This is a genomic window from Bradyrhizobium sp. CCBAU 65884 (assembly GCF_028128835.1).
In the GTDB taxonomy this organism is placed as follows: domain Bacteria; phylum Pseudomonadota; class Alphaproteobacteria; order Rhizobiales; family Xanthobacteraceae; genus Bradyrhizobium; species Bradyrhizobium ottawaense.
In genome coordinates this window covers 31681-51245 of record NZ_LBJU01000093.1, presented here as the reverse complement: position 1 = coordinate 51245, position 19565 = coordinate 31681, and the positions used below count along the sequence as shown (strand labels likewise).

21 protein-coding genes are annotated in these 19565 nt (G+C 64.8%); 5 read left to right on the top strand and 16 right to left on the bottom strand.

Going from position 1 to position 19565, the window contains the following annotated elements; all coding sequences use genetic code 11:
- Positions 1–10: 10 nt before the first annotated feature.
- Entirely contained in the window at positions 11–1396 is a 1386-nt protein-coding gene (locus tag XI03_RS07530) for an MATE family efflux transporter (RefSeq protein ID WP_271591744.1), read from the top strand.
- Between the two features lie 107 nt (positions 1397–1503).
- A complete protein-coding gene (locus XI03_RS07525) occupies positions 1504–1938 on the top strand; it encodes a DUF2147 domain-containing protein (RefSeq protein ID WP_028139978.1) in 435 nt (144 codons plus the stop codon).
- 150 nt (positions 1939–2088) lie between these two features.
- Here XI03_RS07525 and XI03_RS07520 read toward each other — a convergent pair whose 3' ends face one another.
- Positions 2089–3234: a DUF3095 domain-containing protein gene (locus tag XI03_RS07520; protein ID WP_271591743.1), complete on the bottom strand. Its 1146-nt coding sequence runs from the start codon at positions 3232–3234 to the stop codon at positions 2089–2091.
- Positions 3235–3457: 223 nt separating this feature from the next.
- On the opposite strand from XI03_RS07520, the gene XI03_RS07515 reads away from it, so the two are divergent.
- Entirely contained in the window at positions 3458–3844 is a 387-nt protein-coding gene (locus tag XI03_RS07515) for a hypothetical protein (protein ID WP_028139976.1), read from the top strand.
- Positions 3845–3848: 4 nt separating this feature from the next.
- On the opposite strand, the gene XI03_RS07510 is transcribed toward XI03_RS07515, so the two are convergent.
- From XI03_RS07510 to XI03_RS07460, 11 genes are all read right to left on the bottom strand, one after another.
- Positions 3849–4058 carry a hypothetical protein gene (locus tag XI03_RS07510; RefSeq protein ID WP_271591742.1) on the bottom strand — a complete coding sequence of 70 codons (210 nt, stop codon included), beginning with the start codon at positions 4056–4058 and terminating at the stop codon, positions 3849–3851.
- Between the two features lie 126 nt (positions 4059–4184).
- Positions 4185–4907, bottom strand: coding sequence for an SDR family NAD(P)-dependent oxidoreductase (locus XI03_RS07505; RefSeq protein ID WP_271591741.1), 723 nt, complete (start codon positions 4905–4907; stop codon positions 4185–4187).
- Positions 4900–6282: a class I adenylate-forming enzyme family protein gene (locus XI03_RS07500; RefSeq protein WP_161966339.1), complete on the bottom strand. Its 1383-nt coding sequence runs from the start codon at positions 6280–6282 to the stop codon at positions 4900–4902. The genes XI03_RS07505 and XI03_RS07500 overlap by 8 nt, the downstream gene beginning before the upstream one ends.
- On the bottom strand, positions 6269–6514 hold the full coding sequence (locus XI03_RS07495; RefSeq protein ID WP_008543699.1) for an acyl carrier protein: 246 nt from the start codon (positions 6512–6514) through the stop codon (positions 6269–6271). Before XI03_RS07495 ends, XI03_RS07500 begins: the two co-directional genes overlap by 14 nt.
- Before the next feature lie 141 nt (positions 6515–6655).
- On the bottom strand, positions 6656–8470 hold the full coding sequence (locus XI03_RS07490) for a long-chain-acyl-CoA synthetase (protein WP_271591746.1): 1815 nt from the start codon (positions 8468–8470) through the stop codon (positions 6656–6658).
- A 222-nt stretch (positions 8471–8692) separates the two neighbouring features.
- A complete protein-coding gene (locus tag XI03_RS07485) occupies positions 8693–8962 on the bottom strand; it encodes a DUF3551 domain-containing protein (protein WP_271591740.1) in 270 nt (89 codons plus the stop codon).
- A 33-nt stretch (positions 8963–8995) separates the two neighbouring features.
- Entirely contained in the window at positions 8996–9274 is a 279-nt protein-coding gene (locus tag XI03_RS07480) for a DUF3551 domain-containing protein (protein ID WP_028139969.1), read from the bottom strand.
- 128 nt (positions 9275–9402) lie between these two features.
- The gene (gene htpG, locus XI03_RS07475; RefSeq protein WP_095425170.1) at positions 9403–11280 is read right to left on the bottom strand and encodes a molecular chaperone HtpG; all 1878 of its coding nucleotides are present in this window, start codon (positions 11278–11280) and stop codon (positions 9403–9405) included.
- Positions 11281–11403: 123 nt separating this feature from the next.
- Entirely contained in the window at positions 11404–11811 is a 408-nt protein-coding gene (locus XI03_RS07470) for a hypothetical protein (RefSeq protein WP_271591739.1), read from the bottom strand.
- Positions 11812–12061: 250 nt separating this feature from the next.
- Positions 12062–12655 (bottom strand): nuclear transport factor 2 family protein, encoded by a 594-nt coding sequence (locus XI03_RS07465; RefSeq protein ID WP_028139966.1) that lies wholly within the window; start codon positions 12653–12655, stop codon positions 12062–12064.
- Between the two features lie 139 nt (positions 12656–12794).
- Positions 12795–13601, bottom strand: a complete 807-nt coding sequence (locus XI03_RS07460; protein WP_026201627.1) for a response regulator — start codon at positions 13599–13601, stop codon at positions 12795–12797.
- Positions 13602–13820: 219 nt separating this feature from the next.
- Between XI03_RS07460 and XI03_RS07455 the strand changes: the two genes are divergently transcribed.
- The gene (locus tag XI03_RS07455; protein ID WP_028139965.1) at positions 13821–14051 is read left to right on the top strand and encodes a NepR family anti-sigma factor; all 231 of its coding nucleotides are present in this window, start codon (positions 13821–13823) and stop codon (positions 14049–14051) included.
- On the top strand, positions 14051–14599 hold the full coding sequence (locus XI03_RS07450; protein WP_018316216.1) for a sigma-70 family RNA polymerase sigma factor: 549 nt from the start codon (positions 14051–14053) through the stop codon (positions 14597–14599). Before XI03_RS07455 ends, XI03_RS07450 begins: the two co-directional genes overlap by 1 nt.
- Before the next feature lie 99 nt (positions 14600–14698).
- On the opposite strand, the gene XI03_RS07445 is transcribed toward XI03_RS07450, so the two are convergent.
- The 4 genes from XI03_RS07445 to XI03_RS07430 all read right to left on the bottom strand — a co-directional run bounded on the left by XI03_RS07445 (position 14699) and on the right by XI03_RS07430 (position 19409).
- Positions 14699–15397, bottom strand: a complete 699-nt coding sequence (locus tag XI03_RS07445; RefSeq protein ID WP_271591738.1) for a nitroreductase — start codon at positions 15395–15397, stop codon at positions 14699–14701.
- 137 nt (positions 15398–15534) lie between these two features.
- Complete coding sequence (locus tag XI03_RS07440) at positions 15535–16779, bottom strand: acyl-CoA dehydrogenase (RefSeq protein ID WP_271591737.1); 1245 nt, start codon at positions 16777–16779, stop codon at positions 15535–15537.
- A 118-nt stretch (positions 16780–16897) separates the two neighbouring features.
- Positions 16898–18139 carry an acyl-CoA dehydrogenase gene (locus tag XI03_RS07435; RefSeq protein WP_271591736.1) on the bottom strand — a complete coding sequence of 414 codons (1242 nt, stop codon included), beginning with the start codon at positions 18137–18139 and terminating at the stop codon, positions 16898–16900.
- A gap of 142 nt (positions 18140–18281) precedes the next feature.
- Positions 18282–19409 (bottom strand): acyl-CoA dehydrogenase family protein, encoded by a 1128-nt coding sequence (locus tag XI03_RS07430; protein ID WP_152103633.1) that lies wholly within the window; start codon positions 19407–19409, stop codon positions 18282–18284.
- Positions 19410–19565: the final 156 nt, after the last annotated feature.

The window sequence follows — 19565 nt, the reverse complement described above, 5'->3', positions numbered from 1 at the left end:
CCCGGTGAACATGACGATCGACGCCCCTGCAGACGCCGTCCCGCCGCTTGCGCCGGTCGCCTCTCCCATCGCCAGCCTGCTGACGGCCCCGATCCTGCCGACGCTGCTGCGGCTCGCGATCCCCAACATGATCGCGATGGTCGGCAGCACTTTGGTTGCGATCGCCGAGACCTCCTATATCGGCCGGCTCGGCACCATTCCGCTCGCCGCGATCGCGCTGGTGTTTCCGTTCGCGATGCTGACGCAGATGATGAGCGCGGGCGCGATGGGCGGCGGCGTTTCGTCCGCGATCAGCCGCGCGCTCGGCGCCGGGGATCGTGACCGCGCCGCGACGCTGGCGCTGCATGCCGCCATCATCGGCCTCTGCGGCGGGCTGTTCTTCACGGTGATGATGCTCGTCTTCGGCCGTTCCTTCTTCACGCTGCTCGGCGGGCGCGATCGCGTGCTCGAGGAGGCCAGCGGCTATTCGCAGGTGCTGTTCTCCGGCGCGGTCGCGATCTGGCTCGTCAACACGCTGGCCTCGGTGATCCGCGGCACCGGCGACATGCGCCTGCCGTCGATGACGCTGATCGGGGCGAGCGTGTTGCAGATCGCGATCGGCGGCACGTTGGGGCTCGGCCTGTTCGGCGTGAAGCCCTTCGGCATGCCGGGCGTCGCCAGCGGCCAATTGATCGCGTTCACCTGCGCCGCGATCTTCTTCCTCTGGTATCTCGCGTCCGGCCGCAGCCGGCTGCCGCTGAATATTCGCGCGTTTCATTTCGAGCGCGCGATGTTCCTGGACATCCTCAAGGTTGGTGCGGTGGCCTGCCTGTCGCCGCTCCAGACCGTGCTCACCATTTTGATCTTCACGAAGATCCTGGCCACTTTCGGCACCGAGATGCTGGCCGGCTACGGCATCGGCTCGCGGCTGGAATTCTTGTTGATCCCGATCACGTTTGCCTTCGGCATCGCCTCGGTGCCGATGGTCGGCATGGCGATGGGCGCCGGACAGGTGAAGCGCGCCCGGCGTGTGGCCTGGACCGCCGCTGCAGCTTCCGGATTGACGGTCGGCCTGATCGGCCTCGCTGTCGCGCTCGCTCCATCGCTGTGGGTCGCACTCTTCACGCGCGATTCCGGCGTCACCGCCGCCGCGCACAGCTATTTCCACTGGGCCGGCCCGACCTTCGTGTTCTTCGGCATCGGCGTGTCGCTCTACTTCTCCTCGCAAGGCGCGGCGCGCGTCGGCGGCCCTGTGCTCGCTTCCACCGCGCGGCTCTTGATCGTCGCGATCGGCGGCGTCGGCCTCATGATGACGCAGGCGCCGGCGTGGACCTTGTTCGCGCTGGTCGGCGGTGCCATGGCGGTGTTCGGCCTGTCGACTGCGGCCGCGGTCGCCTTCGCGCGCTGGGACAAATGATCGCAGGACATCGAACGAAGGCAATGAACGCAGGAATGTGATTCCAGCCTGCGTTGCACTATCCCGCCGGGCTGCTATGGAGGCGCTCCATTTTCGGGGCCTCTTCCATGACTTCCAGATTCGCTGCTCTCATCGTCCTCCTCGCTGCGCTGCTCGGCGCGACGGCCGCACATGCGCAGAGCGCCGATGGGACATGGCTCACCCAGGCGGGCGATGCGCGCGTCAAGATCAGCAAGTGCAGCGGCGGCATCTGCGGCGTCGTCGCCTGGCTGCGCGAGCCCTACGACACCGCGACCGGCCAACCCGCCACCGACAGCAAGAACCCCAATCGCGAGCTCGCCAGGCGCCCGATGATCGGCTTGCCATTGTTCAGCGGCATGCAGCCCTCCGGTCCGAACAAATGGTCGGGCCAGATCTACAACGCCGACGACGGCAGCACTTATGCCAGCAGCATCTCCGTGACGGGAGCGGATTCGCTGCGGGTCGAAGGCTGCGTCGGCGCGCTCTGCGGCGGAGAGACCTGGACGCGGGCGGGACGGTAACCCCGCTCCCGTGTCCCGGACGCGATGCAGCGTGCAACGCTGCTTCGCTGCGTCCGGGACCCAGAAAGCAGCACGGTACGATCGAGACATGGGCCCCGGCTCAGCAGCGCATCACTGCGTGCTGCGCTGCGTCCGGGGCACGAGATCGTCCTACGCCATCATCGCCTTCAGCGCCGTCGCCGCCGAGGCGTAGCCGCCTCGCGCGCCATCAATGAAGTGCACATGATCGCTGCGTAGCGCCGACGGCGTGAAGCAGGTCATCATGGCGGCATCCTGCTGGTAGAGGCCGTAGCGTACGATGCCGTCACGGGCCGCAATCGCCAGTCGGTCGCTCAGCGCGCGTTCGAGCTGCGGCGTGCAATCGAGGATCATGCGCAGGCCGTCGTCAAATTTCCTGAAGTCCGAGTTCTCGACCACCTGACGCCTGTAGACGTTTGGCACGAAGCCGCCGACGTTGAGGTCGAAACGCATGATCAGATAGACGAACAGCGTATAGGCCAGCACGGTGGCGCGGCGCGCGAGCAGCGGACCACCGCGCCTGGTACGGGCTTCGTATTCCAGCCCCTGTGGCGGCCATTTCAGCGGCGGCCCCTGCGGCGGCACCGGACGGGCGCCGTCCGGGCTGCGCTCGACGAGGTGGATGATGTCCTCGATCACCTTGCGGAAGGCGTGCGGATCGGCGCCGCGCGCCGGCATCACCAGAACCGAGAGGATCAGCCCACGTGAGGCCGGTATCACCTCGAAGCGGCAGGACAGGCCCGAGAGATCGGGCTGCGTGCCCGCCGGCGCGGCCGGGACGGCAAACTCCCCGCGCTTCATTGCGGCATCGGCGAAGGCGAGCCCGCCGCCCGAGAACATCGCGTAGGACAGGTTGGCCGACGGACCGAACCGCGCGACGCGCACGTCGCGGCCCTGCGCGCGGATGGCGCTGACCGGCACCAGCGCGACCCGCATCGTCAGATCGAGATCTTCCCGCACCCAGGTCGCGGTTGCCGCCAGCGCCTCTCGGGCAGATTCGAGATCGCCTGGCGCAACCGCAAAGCTGGCGCCGTCGCCGCCGAACACGAAGGGGAATTCGCGTCCTCCCAATGCGTTCGTCACCGCCGCGATCACGGCGGCGCCGGCCATGTTCACCGCCTTGTAGCGCTGCGCCGCGATCGCCTTGGTGGAATCGACGATATCGGCAACGCCGATGCTCCAATCGTCCGGCAGCGGCGCATAGAGCACAGGGTCCATCAGGCTGGTGAAGCCGCGGAAGACGGGAATGCCGCCATAGAAGGATTCGCCTGAGATCATCGGGAATGCCGGATGGTTGGAATGCGAAACAAATACGTGGCAGGATCGATCCGGGTTCGCCGGCCGGCGGCCCCTTTCAATCTTTGGCCGAAACGGTCCCGGACAACAAGATACGGCAACAGAAGATGAGGCCGCGTTGCAATGCCGCAGCGTGTCTTTGATCGGCATCAAGCGGCCGGTCGGGAAGAACGGCTATCGTCTTCAGCTCCAAGGGTTGCATGGGATGATCGAGGTGTCCGACTTCGGCAGCAAGGATTCCACCTCTCCGGTCCGCCGGCGCACGGGCATCGACCCGATCAGCGCGGTGAAGATGCCCGAAAGACTGACGGCAGCCGTCGATGCCTGGGCTGAAGCCCATCAACTGACCCGCTCGGATGCAATCTGCAAGCTGATCGAGCTGGGCCTGAAGGTCGCGCCCCCGGTCCTCTCCCCGGTGCACCCGATCGCATCGGACGCCGCCAGGATCGAAGAGATCGCGGTCCACGAGATCGAGACGCTGCTCGATCCGGCATTGCCCGTGGACGAACGCGACCGCCGCATCCGCCGCCTCACCGAAGGGCCGCCGGAATTTTCACACGAACGAATTGACCTGCCGAAAGACCGGACATGAGCTGCTAATGCAGCTTCTCGTCCTGACGCTTGCGCAAATTATCGAGAGACGCATCGTGGCAGCCGACCAGGCGCACGAATTGCTGCGGGTACATTTCGTGACCATGACCGCCGGAATTCTGGTGCGTCATCGGCGGGCAACGGGCATCGTCCGGCTTCGCGCGGGATTGCTCGGTCCGGCCCTGATTTGAAGCGGTCATGTTGGGCATGGTCATGGACTGCTCCCTGTCGATTAGGGCAGATCGATTGACGTAACCCAATCGATTGCGGGGCATCTTACGACCAAATCCGGCTGCATGTCATTGTGCCGAATCAATTCAATTGTGACGGCGGAGTTCCGCTTACGCCGTATTTCCCGCATCGATGGTGAACACCGTACCTGTCACGTTGCGACCACCCTCGCCGAGCAGATACTCCACCATGCGCGCGACGTCGTCCGTCTCCGGCAGGCGGCGTAGCGCGCTGCGGCCGGCGATGCGCTTGCGCGCCTCGTCGGACAGATTGTGCGTGAGCTCGGTGTCGATGAAACCCGGCGCGACCGCGTTCACGGTGATGCCAAGCTTGCCGACCTCGCGCGCGAGCGAGCGGGTGAAGCCGGTGGCGGCCGCCTTGGTTGCGCCATAGACGGACAGGCCGTTGTAGCCGGTGGTCGCGATGATCGAGGAGATGTTGACGATGCGGCCGGCGCCGTCGGCCATCATCTGCCGTGCCACATATTTGGTGAGGATGATCGGCGACAGCACGTTGAGCTGCACCAATGCCTCGATCTCGGAATTATGCATGGTGGCGAGCAGGCCTTCGGTGCCGAGGCCGGCATTGTTGACGAGGCCGTAGGTCGGGCCGAACTCGTCGCGCACGAGTTTTGCAAAAGCCGGAATGGCGTCGATCACGGCAAGGTCGCAGGCGCGGAAATGCAGGCGCCCTTCGGACTCCGCAATCGCTACCTTGAGCTCCTCGCTCTCGCGTCGGGCGGCCGCGACCACGTTGTAGCCGGCGCCGGCGAGGCGCTTGCCGATCGCGAGGCCGATGCCGCGGCTGCCGCCGGTGACGAGGACATTATGCATCGGTGCGCGCCAGTTTTCCGGCCGGGGTGACGTCGAGCGCCTCGACGAAGCGGATCACCGCCGGCACCTTGTGGGACGCGAGCTGCGCGCGGCACCGCTCCAGGATCTGGTCGCGGATCTCTTTCGCGCGCGCGGGATCGGTGCCCTCGGTGAGGATCACGTCGGAGACCACGATGCCGCCGGTGATCGGGCTCTTGCGCGATTTGGCCCGCGACATCCGCACGTCGGGATGGCGGTTGATGACCGCCTCGATCTCCTCGGGGTGGACCTTCAGCCCGCCGATATTGATGATGCCGCCGCGGCGGCCGACGAAATAATAGCGCTCGCCGCGCAGCTCGACGATGTCGCCGCTGTCGACAAATCCGTCGTCGTCGGTGAGCGCGGCGGCATTGCGGCCGACATAGGCATGCGCGGTGCGCGTCGAACGGATACGCAGCGAGCCGTCGACCACCTTCATCTCGACGCCATTGCGATTGCCGAGATAGTCGGCCGGAAAGCCTTCCAGCCCGTCATTGACGGCAAAGCCGACGCCGGCTTCGGTCGAGGCGTAGGCATGACCGACGGAGGAGTTGGGGAATGCCGCCTTCAGCCCGTCGAGCACCGCCTGGTCGGCGATTTCACCGGAGAGGCGGACGTAAGCCGGGGCGAACTGCGCGGCCGAACCGCTCATCAGGAGCTTGCGCCAGTGCGAGGGCGTGCCGGAGATGTGCGAGACGCCGCGCGCCTTCAGCCGCGCGACGTGATCGCCGAGCGCCTCATGGGGATCGGACAGCACCATCGAGCCGCCGGAAAGCACGGCGCGCAGGAAGATTTGCAGGCCGCCATAGCGGCGAATGTCATAGAAGGTCGCCCAGACCGGCGCCGCGCCCCGCGCGGGGCCTTCGGCAACGATCGCGCCGGTCAGCGCCTCCAGCGTGTGGCCGACGATCTTCGGCACGCCCGAGGTACCCGAGGTGAGCATCAGCCATTCCGTTCCGCGTTCGGTCTTGACCGGCGCGGTGGCTTCAGGCGGCAATTGCGCAGTGACGATGAGCGGGATGCCAGTCCCGGCCCGCCGGTCGGATTCGTCGGTCACGACGGCATCGATCCCGGCATCGGCGATCAGCGCCTCGAGATACGCCGGATTGAGATCGGGCGGGCACAGCAGCATGCGACGCGCGATGCCGTCGAGCTCGATCATGGCAAGGCCCGACCGCAGCTGATCGGACAATTTGAGCAGCACGGAGCGGCCGGATAATTCGCGCAGGCGGCCGCCCAGGACCGTCTGCGACAGGATATCGGTCAGCGACACGCAGGTGTGCGCGTCCGACAGCGTACGGCCGGTCAGCTCCGCGCCGAGATGGTCGCGAAGCGCAAAGATCTCACGCGGGGACATTTTCGTAGGCCCGCACGAAATCGCCGACCGTGGCGGGAAACGCTGCGTCCTCGGAGATGGTGAAGGGGTCGACGCCGGTCTCGTCCTCGAGGCGCGCGACCAGGATGGCGAAGGCGAGCGAGTCGAAACCCGTCTCGTGCAGCGACAGATCGTCCGAGAGCGCGGGAAGCGTGACGTGCTGCTCTTTGGCGATCTGCTGGATCGCGTCAATGACCTTAGACCTTACCGACATGGCTGGCTCGCTTTGTTATCGTTGGCGTTGCGGCGGCTCTTGCTGGCCGCCTCCCCATGGCCGCTTGTTTACCCGACAGAAGTAAATGGCTTCTTGGACAATTCAGATAAAATTGGACCTATCTGCGGATTTTGGCGCGATTTACAGCCTGATCGAGCCGTCCACGATTCGCGCATAGGCCTCCGTATCGAGCGCCACATAGGCCCCGGACTTCGGATCTGCCATGAACAGCGGATCGGAGATCGCGGCGGGATCGAAGCCCTCCCGCGACAGATCGCCCTTCTTCTGCTTGAACGTCTCGGTCGCATCGATCTCGCTGGAGACGCGAATGAAGACGGGCCGTGCGTAGGCCGGCAGGCGCTGCGCGAGATGTGCGGGCAATGCCGCAATGTCAAAACCCTCGTTGACGACGATCACGCTCATGCCGGCGCGGCCGTCGGCGCCGGGGACGCTGACGCCGTAGGTGGTGGCATCGACCACGCCGGTGAAATCGCGCATTGCGTCATTGACCTCCGAGGTCGCGACGTTCTCACCCTTCCAGCGGAACGTGTCCCCGATCCGATCGACGAAATGGAAGAAGCCCTTGTCGTCGATCCGCATCAGATCGCCGGTGCGGAACCAGGCATCGCCCCTGGCAAAGACATCGCGAAGAACCTTCTTCTCGGTCTCGCCGGGGTCGGTGTAGCCCTCGAACCGGCCGCCGCCTTCATCGGCGGTGCCGATGCGGCCGATGGCTTCGCCGGCCTCGCCGCGGGCGCAGGCGAGGCAAAACCCCTCTTCGTTGCGCAGCGGCGCGCCGCTGTCGGGATCGAGCTTGACGAGATTGGCAGGGAAGCGATGCGCCAGCAGCGGCGGGATGCGACCGATCGCGCCCGGCTGCCCCTCGACGTTGAACAGCGAGAAATTGCCTTCCGTCGCCGCATAGAATTCGAGGATGCGCGGAATGGCGAAGCGCGCCTGAAAGTCTTCCCAGATGTCACCGCGCAGGCCGTTGCCGCAGACGAGGCGGAGACGATGCCGGTTCTCATATTCCGACGGCGCCGCCTTGAGCAGATAACGGCAGAGCTCGCCGATATATTGAAACAACGTGCAGTCATGGCGCACGATGTCGGACCAGAAATGCGAGGCCGAGAATTTCTCCGCGATCACCACCGAGCCGCCGGCAGCGAGCATGCTGCAGGGCGCGACGATGCCGCCGACCGAGTGGAACAGCGGCAGGCAATCGTAGAGCCGGTCTTGCGGGCTCGCGCCGGTGAGGCCGGCGAACCAAAGGCCCCAATTGAGAATGCGGCGGTGGCTGATGCTGGCAGCCTTCGGCAGGCCGGTGGTGCCTGAGGTGTAGATCAATAGCGCGCGATCATCAATGGTGACCTCGCCGTGCTCCTCCGGCGACAAAGGAGCATCGTCCAGCGCCGCAAGGGCGACGTCGATGGCGCGCTCGCTGCGGGCATCGCCATGCGTCCAGACCTTGGCCTGCGTCTTCAGATGCGGCGTTGCGCTCTCCAGCATCTCCGTCAGCTCATGCGCAACGATGATATGCGAGGGCTTTGCCACATCGAGGCAATGCGCGAGCGACTGCCCCACCAGCTTGGTATTGAGCAGCGCCGCCACACCGCCGATCCGACTGATGCCGAGCCAGGCCGCGACATAATCGATGCCGTTCGGCATGATCAACGCGACCGCATCACCCTTGACCACGCCGGCCGAGCGCGCCCAGCGCGCGTAGCGCTTGATGCGCTTCGACAGGCCTTCATAGTCGAGGCTTGCGTCGTCCGTGACCAGCGCGACGCGGTCGGGCTGGCGCTGTGCCCAATCGTCGATGACGTCCGCGAACAGACGTCCCGGCAGCGTCTCGATCCGCGCGGTGAGCTCGATGGCCTTCAGCCATATCTTTGAAGCCGAAGGCGCGCGCGCGACGTTTTGTGGTTCGATGACACCGGTGGTCATGCCGTTGATTCTTTCGGGCCGCCTGCTGACATCAGGCAATCTAGCCCCCGCGCCCTGCCCAGGTGTTAAGAGACAAGGTAAAACTCTGTTAGGGCGCGGTTAACTCTAGTGATCCTTTACCGCCGCACGGCAACGCCGGTGAGTTCGGCGGCATGGTGACGGCCGAGACCGATCGCACTGGCCCAAGGTGGTCGAGCTGTGGGGGCAGGAAGGAGATGCGCGCTGCCGACGCTAGCCGCTACGCCTGTAGCGCAAGTGCGGCGGCGGCGCGTGAACCGGGTAATACGGATTGAGATCGCAGATCGCGGATCGGCCATAAGCTGTGGCGCGGCACTGCGGCAACGAGGTGAAGGAGCAGTCGTACCACTCCCCGCCTCCCCCGTTCGCACCTGAATAAACGTGCATGCAGACGGGATAGCGCGGATCAAAAGTCTGCGCATGCGACGGCGCGGCTGCGAGCACCGCGCCCACGATCACGACCATTCCGAACGAGAAGCGCATAAACAGTGTCCCGGTGCGTTGCATCGCAGATCGCTATTGCTGCTTCTTGTGACGCCGGCGCGGCGGCGGCTGGTCGAAGGCGTAGTAGGGATTGACGTCGCAGCTGGCCGAGCGGCCCGACGCGGTCGCGCGGCACTGCGGCAGCGAGGTGAAAGAGCAGTCGAAATAATCGCCGCCGCCACCGCCGAAGCCGCCGCCGGGCGTGTAAACGTGCATGCACACCGGGTAGCGCGGATCATAGGTCTGGGCGCTGGCATCCGCCGCGACGAACAGCGTGGCAATCGCGGTGAGGGTCAAAATCGACAGGCGCATGGACTTAGTCCTCGAATCGACGGCGTCGTCGGATCTGATGCCGACGGCCTCGTATGGCATAACACCAGGCCGGAGGCGACTGTTCCTAGGGACAGATGACGGCAAGGTGAGCGCCGCGGGCTGCGGCGCTAGGCGCCGAGCCCCTGCAGCACCAGCCGGTTCAGCCTCGCCGCAAACGCGGCGGGATCCTCCGGCAGTTCACCGTCCAGGATCTGCGCCTGCTCGAGCAGGAGCAGGCTGAGATCGTCGACCGCCTTCGAGCCGGCTTGCGCCTTGGCGATCGCGCCCACCATCGGATGGCGCAGATTGATCTCCAGGATCGGCTTGGTCTTCATGCCGCGGTTTTGCTGCGACAGGATGCGCTCGAGCTCGCGGCTCGGGCCCTGGCTGTCGGCGACGAGGCAGGAGGCCGAGCTGGTGAGGCGCGTCGAGGCCTTGACGTCGCTGACACGCTCGCCGAGCGCGGCCTTGATCACGGCGATGGTGGCCGCTTCATCCGCCTCGGGCTCGTCCTTCTTTGCCTCGTCCTTGTCATCGACGCGCGGAATCAGGTCGAGATTGAGATCGCCCTGGCTGAGTGACTTCAGCGGCTTGCCCTCGAACTCCGACGGCATCGAGGTCCAGAACGCATCGACGGGATCGGACAGCAGCAGCACCTCGATGCCGCGCGCGGTCGCAGCCTCCAGCCGCGGATTGGATTTCAGTCGCTCGATGCTGTCGCCGACGAGATAATAGATCTCGGTCTGGTTCGGCTTGAAATCGGCGATGACCTGCTTCAGCGACCGCTTTTCGCCCGACGTCGTGGTGAAGCGCGACAGTGCCAGCAGCTTTTCGCGCCGCTCGAAATCCTCGTAAATGCCTTCCTTGAGCACCGCACCGAAGGCGTCCCATATCCTGGCAAAGTTCTCCGGATCCTTCTCGGCGAGGCTTTCGAGCTCCGACACGACCCGGGTCGCCACCGCTTTCCGGATCTGCGCCAGCTGTGGATTGTTCTGCAGCATCTCGCGGGAGATGTTGAGCGGGAGATCCTCGCTGTCGACGACACCGCGGATGAAGCGCAGATAGCCCGGCAACAGATCGGCATCGTCGGTGATGAAGACACGGCGGACGTAAAGCTTCACCCGGCCCTTGCGGTTCGGCTCGAACAAATCGAACGGCTTGGTCGAGGGTGCGAACAGCAGCACGGCATAGGAGTAGCGGCCCTCGGCGCGGTAATGCAGCGTCATCGCGGGATCGTCGAAAGCCGAGGCGATCTGCTGATAGGCCTTCTTGTAGTCGTCGGCGGTCAGCTCGGATTTCGAGCGTTGCCACAGCGCGCTGGCCGAATTGATCTGGCGCGGCTCGCCCTCTTCCGGCACCAGCTCGATTGGGAACAGGATGTTGTCGGAATAGGCACCGACGATGCGCTCGATCTCAAAGCTCTCGAGATATTTCTTGGCGTCGTCCTTCAGGTGCAGGACGATCTCGGTGCCGCGCGTCACGCGGGCGGCCTCCTCGTCGCCGGCACGGGCGATCTCGAAGCCGGAGCCGCCGGAGGACGTCCAGGTCCAGACGTCGCTCTCGCCGGCGCGGCGGCTGACCACGACGATCTTGTCGGCGACCATGAAGGCGGAATAGAAGCCGACGCCGAACTGGCCAATCAGGCCGAGGCCGTCCTTGGCCTCCTTCAGCTTCGACACGAACGCCTTGGTGCCGGAGCGGGCGATGGTGCCGAGATGGTCGATCAGCTCCTGCCGCTCCATGCCGATGCCGTTGTCGGCGATCGTGAGCGTCCCGGCCGCCTTGTTCGGGATGATGCGGATCTTGAGCGCGTCGCCCTCGCCGAGCAGCGAAGGACTTGCGATCGCCTCATAGCGCAGCTTGTCGCAGGCGTCCGAGGCATTGGAGACGAGCTCGCGCAGAAAGATATCGGTCTCGGAATAGACGGAGTGCACCATCAGGTGCAGAAGCTCGGAAACCTCGGCCTGGAAGGGCTGCGTATGCACAGCCGTGTCTGACGTCGTCATGCGTTTACCCGGTCAATACGAAGGGGAAGAAACCCGGGATATAACGCGAGCGTAGAGGGGATCAAGTGGACGTGAAGAATCGCCCTGCGGGCGGGAGGACGATCTGTCCAGTGCCTAGGCGGATCAGGTCACGCAGCGGCCGGGCTGGAGCAGCTTTGCGACCTCGGTCAGGGAGCTGACCATCGGCTCGCAGGCGATCGTCGGCCGGTTGCGCACCTTCTTCTGGTTCTGGAGCAGCGCCGGCGGCTTGGCATTGCCGGTTTCGATCACGGCGGGGACCCGCAGCAGCACCGAGGTGCCGGCGAGGTCGTTCAGCCGCATCGAGACGGTGCGGGTTGGAACTGCTGCCTGCTTGATCTCGGCGAGCCGGTCGGCCTTGCCGGTACGATTGACGTTGTGGCCGGGCTTGTCGGCCTTGTCGGCGACCGCCTGCCAGCGGTCCGCCAGATCATGGCCCGAGGCCAGCTGCACGGCACCGAGCGTCGCAGCCACGGCGACGGCACTCAAAAATACCTTATGAATCTGTGACATGGCTGTCGGTCCCTCGCCCCATGGCGATCGCGGGAACAACGCCGGGGAAGGATCGGGGGTTCTCAGCAGTTACGATCACTTAACCGTGTGCGACAAATGCGACAACGTGCACAAAATATTCCGCGAGGGGTGGAACGACTTTCGCAGACAGGAGTCGTCTCAACAGCCGGCTATTCCCCCTGCCCCATAAGCCGGCGACGTAGGGCGCGACTGTGGTGATGCCAGTCGCGCCTTACTTTTTTTCTGGGGTTCACTTCCCCGCCAACCACTCCCGCCCTTCGCCATAGAGCTTCTCGACCTCGGGTCCGATCAGCCCCGGCATGTCGCGCTTGACCTTGTAGCCGATCAGCTCCTGCATGTAGGCGAGGTGGCGATAGCCTTCGGGCAGCCCGGCGAGCGCTGTCTGATCGAGACGGAGCGTCGCGGCGGGATCGACTGGGTCGATCCGATCCTTTTCATAAATCGGCTGGCGGCGGACGATGCCCCATTTTCCCTGCCGCTTTTCCAGGAAATCGTAGAAGCGCCCGGTGCAGACGACGTCGCAAACGACGTCGTGCACCGGGGCACGCTGCGAAATCGTCATTTTGGTCTGCGCGATGGCCCGTTCGCCTGCGAGGTCGATGCTGGTGCCGCCGAGGAAATGCAGGATGCGAACGCCCCTGGCAAATCCCTCCTGGCTGACGCGCATGAAATCCCGCGCCGGCCCCTGAAACCAGGTGGCGGACATCCAGCCCTCTTCGTGCCAGACCGTGGCAAAGCGCTCCCAGTCGCCGGCATCGCGCCACACCGCCCAGTTCTCGACGAGATCGCGGATGGCGAGGCGATCGAGGAGTTGCTGGTCCATGGGCACATCTCCGGCTGGGATCAATGCAGGAGGTATGAGCGGCGAAGCCGACGCACGTCAAGCACGGCAGGCGAAACGAAAAATCCGGCGTGCCTTGCAGCACGCCGGATCGGATCGTTTGGCCAAATGGCCAGCTCTATTAAGCCGCCGGCGCCTTCGGTGTGCGGTTGCGCGAGTTGCGCTGGAAGAACAGCGCCTGGCTCGCCACCGCCGAGACCATCGCGGGCTGGAACGGTTTTGAGATCAGGAACGCCGGCTCCGGGCGCTCGCCGGTGAGGAAGCGCTCGGGATACGCGGTGATGAACACCACGGGCACCTCGAACGTGCGCAGCAGCTCGTTGACAGCGTCGAGGCCCGACGAGCCGTCGGCGAGCTGGATGTCGGCGAGGATCAGGCCGGGCCGCTTGTTCTTGGCCAGCGCCACCGCATCGGCATGCGTGCGCGCGACGCCGACGACATTGTGGCCGAGATTCTTCACCAGGCTCTCGAGGTCCATGGCGATGAAGGTCTCGTCCTCGATGATCAGCACGTCGGTGGCGATCTCGGCGGCCATCTCGCGTCCGGCGGCATCCGCAAGCCGCCGCGTCTCGGCGACGTCGGTGCCGAGGATGTAGCCGACTTCCTCTTCCGAAAATCCCTCCAGCGAGAGCAGCAGGAAGGCCTGGCGCGGCAACGGCGTGATGTTCGACAGCCGCCGCTCCGGCGGCATCGGCAAGGTCGTCACCTCGGAATCATCGTTGACGGAGACCGAATTCCAGATCTGGGTGAACAGCCGGAACAGGCCCGCGCGCGGCCCATGGCTCTCGTCCAGCACCGAGGGATCCCCCAGCATGGCTTCCAACATGGCTGCGACATAGGCGTCACCGGAGGCCTGGCTGCCCGTCAGGGCGCGTGCGTACCGGCGCAACAACGGCAAGTGTTCAGCAACAAGCTGTGAACGGGACATCCCCACTCCATTCATCTTCGGGCCAACCTTAAGGTCCAGGCAATCCGAGGGGGGCCCGGGTTCCCCTGCTGGGCTGATTACGCCTCAGGCCAAGAAAAGTTCCGTCTGAGCGGGAACTTTTTCTCGAACCTCGAATTGAGCCTATCCAGGGAACGGCTCCCGGTTGAGAAAACCTCTCGATTTTACAGTCACTTAACTCGGGGAAACGTGGAACAGGTCATGAAAGATCTCAAGTCTCAAGCCAGCAGAAGCACGACCCCCGGCAAGGGAGGCCTCACTCCGGAGATTCAATCCCGGATCGGGCACCAGTTGCGCGCCATGTATGATGATGTCGTGCGACAAGGGGTTCCAGATCGGTTCGCAGAACTGATCAAGAAGCTTGATGCGCCGGGAGCGACACCCCACGTGGGAAATGAGGGCGGATCCAACGACAACAATGGGAGGGATTAATGCCTCTCACGGACTCCCTGCGTAACGACATCCTGGCGGCCGTGCCCAGTCTGCGCGCGTTCGCCATTTCGCTCAGCGGCAATGCGGACCGCGCCGATGATTTGGTCCAGGAGACGCTGCTCCGCGCGCTCGCCAACATCGACTCGTTCCAGCCCGGCTCCAATCTGCCGGCATGGCTGTTCACGATCCTGCGCAACCTTTTCCGCTCCGATTATCGCAAGCGGCGGCGCGAGGTCGAGGACGCCGAAGGCAACTACGCCAAGACGCTGAAGACACAGCCGTCGCAGAACGCGCATCTCGAGTTCGAGGAGTTTCGCACGGCGCTCGACAAGCTTCCACAGGACCAGCGTGAAGCGCTGATTCTGGTCGGCGCCTCCGGCTTCTCCTACGAAGACGCGGCCTCGATCTGCGGCTGCGCGGTCGGCACGATCAAGAGCCGCGTCAACCGCGCGCGCTCGAAGCTCGCCGCGCTGCTCTATGTCGACGGCGCCGAGGATTTTGGGCCGGACGAGACCGTGCGGGCCGTGATCGGCGGCAGCGGCGGCTGACGGCCGGCGTCACCCGAGCTCAGATGAGATGAAGGCGGCCGTTCTCACGGCCGTCTTCGCGCGCGTCCGGCAGCGATAGCGCAGAACTACGCCGCTTGATCACTCGTCCGCGAAGGTCACGGTCTCGGCCACGCTGGCGCGCGAGGTGCGGTAGCTGTTGACCTTGTGGGCGTCGTCGGCATAGCCGAACGAAATGCCGCAGACGACGCGGCGATCGTCGGGCAGATTGAAGTGGCGGCGGATCAATCCGGAATGCCGCGCGAGCGCCGCCTGCGGAATCGTGCCGAGCCCGAGCGCCTGCGCGGCCAGCATGAAATTGCTGACATAGGCGCCGCAATCGATCGCACCGTAAATGCCGAGCGGCTCGTTGGTGTGAATGATGGCGACATGCGGCGCGCCGAAGAAATTGTAGTTCTCCAGCGCCTGCCTGGCGTAGGCGCTTCTGTCGCCCCTGATGATGCCGAGCGTGTTGTAGAGCTGAAAGCCGCTTTCGCGTCGGCGTTCCAGATAAACACCGACATACTCGCGCGGCGGCGTGAAATCGTAGTCGTCGCCGAGACCGCCCGAGGCTTCCGCGTAGATCGCCTTGCGGAAGCGCTCCTTGGCCTCGCCGCTGGCGATGATCACCTGCCAGGGCTGGCTGTTGCACCAGGACGCAGTGCGCTGCGCGGTGGTCAGCACATGCTCGATGGTCGCGCGGTCAACCTCTTTGGGAAGGAAGGCCCGGACGGAGTAGCGCTCGTTGAGCAGCTCTTCGAGTACGCCGATGCGATCGGATTGTTTGACGGTAGCGTCCATGGTTCAGCTCGCGCTCTTCTCGTAGGGTGGGCAAAGGCGCATCGCGCCGTGCCCACCGACAGACTTGCTCCGGAGCATCTGCATATGGTGGGCACGCTTCGCTTTGCCCACCCTACGAGATGCAGCGAGAGGTGATATCACCGCCCCTTGGTCGGGATCTTGTTGTACGGCACGTCCTTGTCGACGCGGATGTCGCCGGGCAGTCCCAGCACGCGCTCGGCGATGATGTTGCGCAGGATCTCGTCGGTGCCGCCGGCGATGCGCATCGAGGGCGAGGACAGCAGCATCTGCTGGAACTGGCCCTGCACGGTCTCCTCGTCGCTGCCCGTGAGAACACCGGCCGCGCCTTGCAGGTCCATGGCATAGGTCGCGATGTCCTGCAGCATCATGCCCGACACCAGCTTGCCGATCGAATTCTCCGGGCCTGGCCGCTCGCCCTTCGACAGCGCCGAGATCGTGCGGTAGCTGGTGTATTTCAGCCCGCTCGACTTGGCCGCCCAGCTCGCGAGTTTTGAGCGCACAGCGGGATCGTCGATCGCGAGGCCCTCTTCCAGCATCAGATTGGAGCAGAACTCGAACATCTCAGGCACGCCGGTCGCAAGGCGCGAGCCGATCGACATGCGCTCGTTCATCAGCGTGGTCAGCGAGACGCTCCAGCCTTCGCCGACGGCGCCGAGCCGCTGGCTGTCGGGAATCACGACGTCGGTGAAGTAGACCTCGTTGAACTCCTGCATGCCATTGGCCTGCTTGATCGGCCGCACTTCGACGCCGGGGCTCTTCATGTCCAGGAAGAACATGGTGAGGCCCTTGTGCTTGGGCACGTTCGGATCGGTGCGCGCAATCAGAAGGCCGTAGTCGGAGTAATGCGCGCCCGAGGTCCAGATCTTCTGGCCGTTGACCACCCAATTGTCGCCCTTCTTCTCCGCGCGGGTGCGCAGGCCCGCGACGTCCGAACCTGCGGACGGCTCGGAGAACAGCTGGCACCAGATCTCCTCGCCCGAGGCGAGCTTCGGCAGATACCTGCGCTTCGCATCCTCGCTGCCGAAGGCCATCACGGTCGGGCCGCACATGCCCTCGCCGATCTGGAACGGCTGCGTCAGCTTGCCGTAGACACCCTCTTCCTGCTGCCAGATCACCTTCTCGATCGGCGTCGCGCCACGGCCGCCATATTCCTTGGGCCAGTGCAGGCAGGCCCAATTGCCTTCGAACTTCTTCTTCTGCCAGGCCTTGCCGACCTCGACGATGTCGTGGCTGGCAAGGCGAATGCGGCCGAGCGAGGATTTTGACAACTCGGCATGCAACTCCTTCGGCGCATTGGCGTCGACCCATTGGCGCGCGGAGGCGCGGAACGCGGCTTCCTGCGGGGTGTCGTCGAAATTCATGGCGGACCTCTCAATCCTTGCGCGGTGCGTAGGGTGGGTTAGCCGAAGGCGTAACCCACCACTTCTGTCGAGCGTCGTTGCAGCCAACGGTGGGTTACGCTGCGCTAACCTACGAAACTCATCTTCCCTTCGTGGGGATCTTGTTGAACGGCACGTCCTTGTCGACCCTGATATCGCCGGGCAGGCCCAGCACCCGCTCGGCGATGATGTTGCGCATGATCTCGTCGGTGCCGCCTTCGACGCGGGTGCCGGGCGCGCGCAGCAGCATCGCCTGGAAACGGCCGGCGAGCTCGCCATCCTCGCCGCCGACGACGCCGCCCGCACCCTGCAGGTCCAACGCGTAGGTCGCAACGTCCTGGATCATCGAGCCCGCCACCAGCTTGCCGATGGAATTTTCCGGCCCCGGCCGTTCGCCTTTCGACAGCGCCGAGATCGCGCGCATGCTGGTGTATTTCAGCCCGCTCGCCTTCACCGCCCAGTTCGCCAGCTTCGAGCGCACCGCGCGATCCTCGATCGCGGGGCCGTCGTCGAGCATCAGGCTGGAGCAGTACTCGAACAGCTCCGGAAATCCGGTCGCGACGGCCGCGCCGATCGCGCTGCGCTCGTTCATCAGCGTGGTCAGCGAGACGTTCCAGCCGTCGCCGACCTCGCCGAGGCGCTGATGATCAGGAATCCTGACGTTGGTGAAATAGACCTCGTTGAAGTCGGAAGCGCCGCTCGCCTGCTTGATCGGCCGCACTTCGACACCCGGGCTCTTCATGTCCAGGAAGAACATGGTGAGGCCCTTGTGCTTGGGCACGGTCGGATCGGTGCGCGTGAGCAAGATGCCGTAGTCGGAATAATGCGCGCCCGAGGTCCAGATCTTCTGGCCGTTGATGATCCAGTCGTCGCCGTCCTTTTCCGCGCGCGTGCGCAGGCCGGCGACGTCAGAACCGCCGGCCGGTTCGGAGAACAGCTGGCACCAGATCTTTTCACCGGAGGCCAACGGCGGCAGATAGGCGCGCTTATGCTCCTCGCGCGCGAACGCCATCATGGTCGGCCCGCACATGCCGTGGCCGATGATGAACATGCGGGACAGCAGTCCGAACGGCCCTTCTTCCTGCTGCCAGATCACGCGCTCGATCGGCGATGAGCCGCGACCGCCATACTCTTTCGGCCAGTGCAGACAGGCCCAGCCGGCGTCGGCCTTCTTTTTCTGCCAGGCTTTTGCCACGTCGAGAATGTTGGCGTTTTTCAACTGCGTGCGGCCAAGCGAGGATTTGCGCAGCTCGTCCTCGTATTGCTTGGGCGCATTCGCACCGATCCAGGCGCGCGCGGTGGCGCGGAACTCGGCTTCCTGCGGGGTGTCGTCGAAATTCATGGTCTCATCTCTCGGTTCGTTCCCCGGACGCTGCGCAGCACGAAGTGATGCGCTGCCGAGCCGGGGTCCATTGCGGCCTCCGGGTCCCGGCTCTGCGAAGCGGCATTACATGCCGCATCGCGTCCGGGATACGAGCGGCGGATTACGCCGCGTTCTTCTTGCGCATGCGGTCGATCAACTGGTCTTCCCAATAGCTGAGGCTGCCGAGCCCGAGCGCCATGGCGTTGGCGCGGCGGTAGTACATGTGGCAGTCGAACTCCCAGGTGAAGCCCATGCCGCCGTGGACCTGGATGTTGTTCTTGGCGCAGTGCTGGAACGCCTGCGTCGCGCTGATGCGCGCGGCAGCGGCGGCTTCCGGCAATTCAGCCGCGTTGGTCGAAAGTGCCCAGGCACCGTAATAGCTGTTGGAGCGCGCCAGCGTGGCCGAGACATACATGTCGGCAAGCATGTGCTTGACCGCCTGGAACGAGCCGATCTGGCGGCCGAAGGCGATGCGGTCGAGTGCGTAGTCGCGGCCCATTTCCAGCGCACGGTCGGAGCCGCCGACCTGCTCGAACGCACAGAGCACCGCGGCGCGGTCGAGCACCTGGGTCAAAATGCTCCATCCTTCGCCGGTAGCGCCGAGCGGCTCGGCCTTAGCGTCCTTGAAGGTGATCTCCGCCTGCCCGCGGGTCGGATCGAGATTGGTGAGGCTCTTCACCTCGACGCCACCGGCCTTGAGATCAACGAGGAACAGCGAGATATCACCGTCGCGCCCGCTCGCTCCTGTGCGCGCCGCGACCACCGCGAAGTCGGCAACCGCACCGTCGGCGACAGGCTTCTTCACGCCGTTCAGGACACCGTTCGCGGCCGTGAGCTTGACGCTCTTCGGCGACGGATTGCCCTTGCCCTCGAACAGCGCCAGCGTGCCGATCGCCTCGCCCGAGGCAATCGCCGGCAGCCATTTCTTCTTTTGCGCCTCGCTGCCTGCGATCAGCAGCGCTTCGGCGGCGAGATACACGGTTGACGAGAACGGCACCGGCGCGTTCGCGCGGCCCATCTCCTCGGCGATCACGCAGAGCTCGAGATGGCCGGCGCCCGCGCCACCGAATTCCTCGGGGATCGCGACGCCGAGGAAACCCATCTCGGCGAGGCCCTTCCAGAGTTCCTTGTCGTAAGGCGCCTTGCCGTCGAGCACCACACGCACCGCCTTCGGCGAGCATTTTTCGGTGAGGAATTTGCGCGCCTGATCGCGGAGCTGCTTCTGGTCGTCGGAGAAATCGAAGTTCATGGCGGGCTACCTCTTATTCGTTGTCATTGAGACCGTCATTCCCGGGCGCGACGAAGTCGCGAGCTATGATGCGCAATTGCACATCTGAGAATCCATAACCACGAGCCGGGGTTATGGATTCCGGGCCTGGCCCTTCGGGCCATCCCGGAATGACGA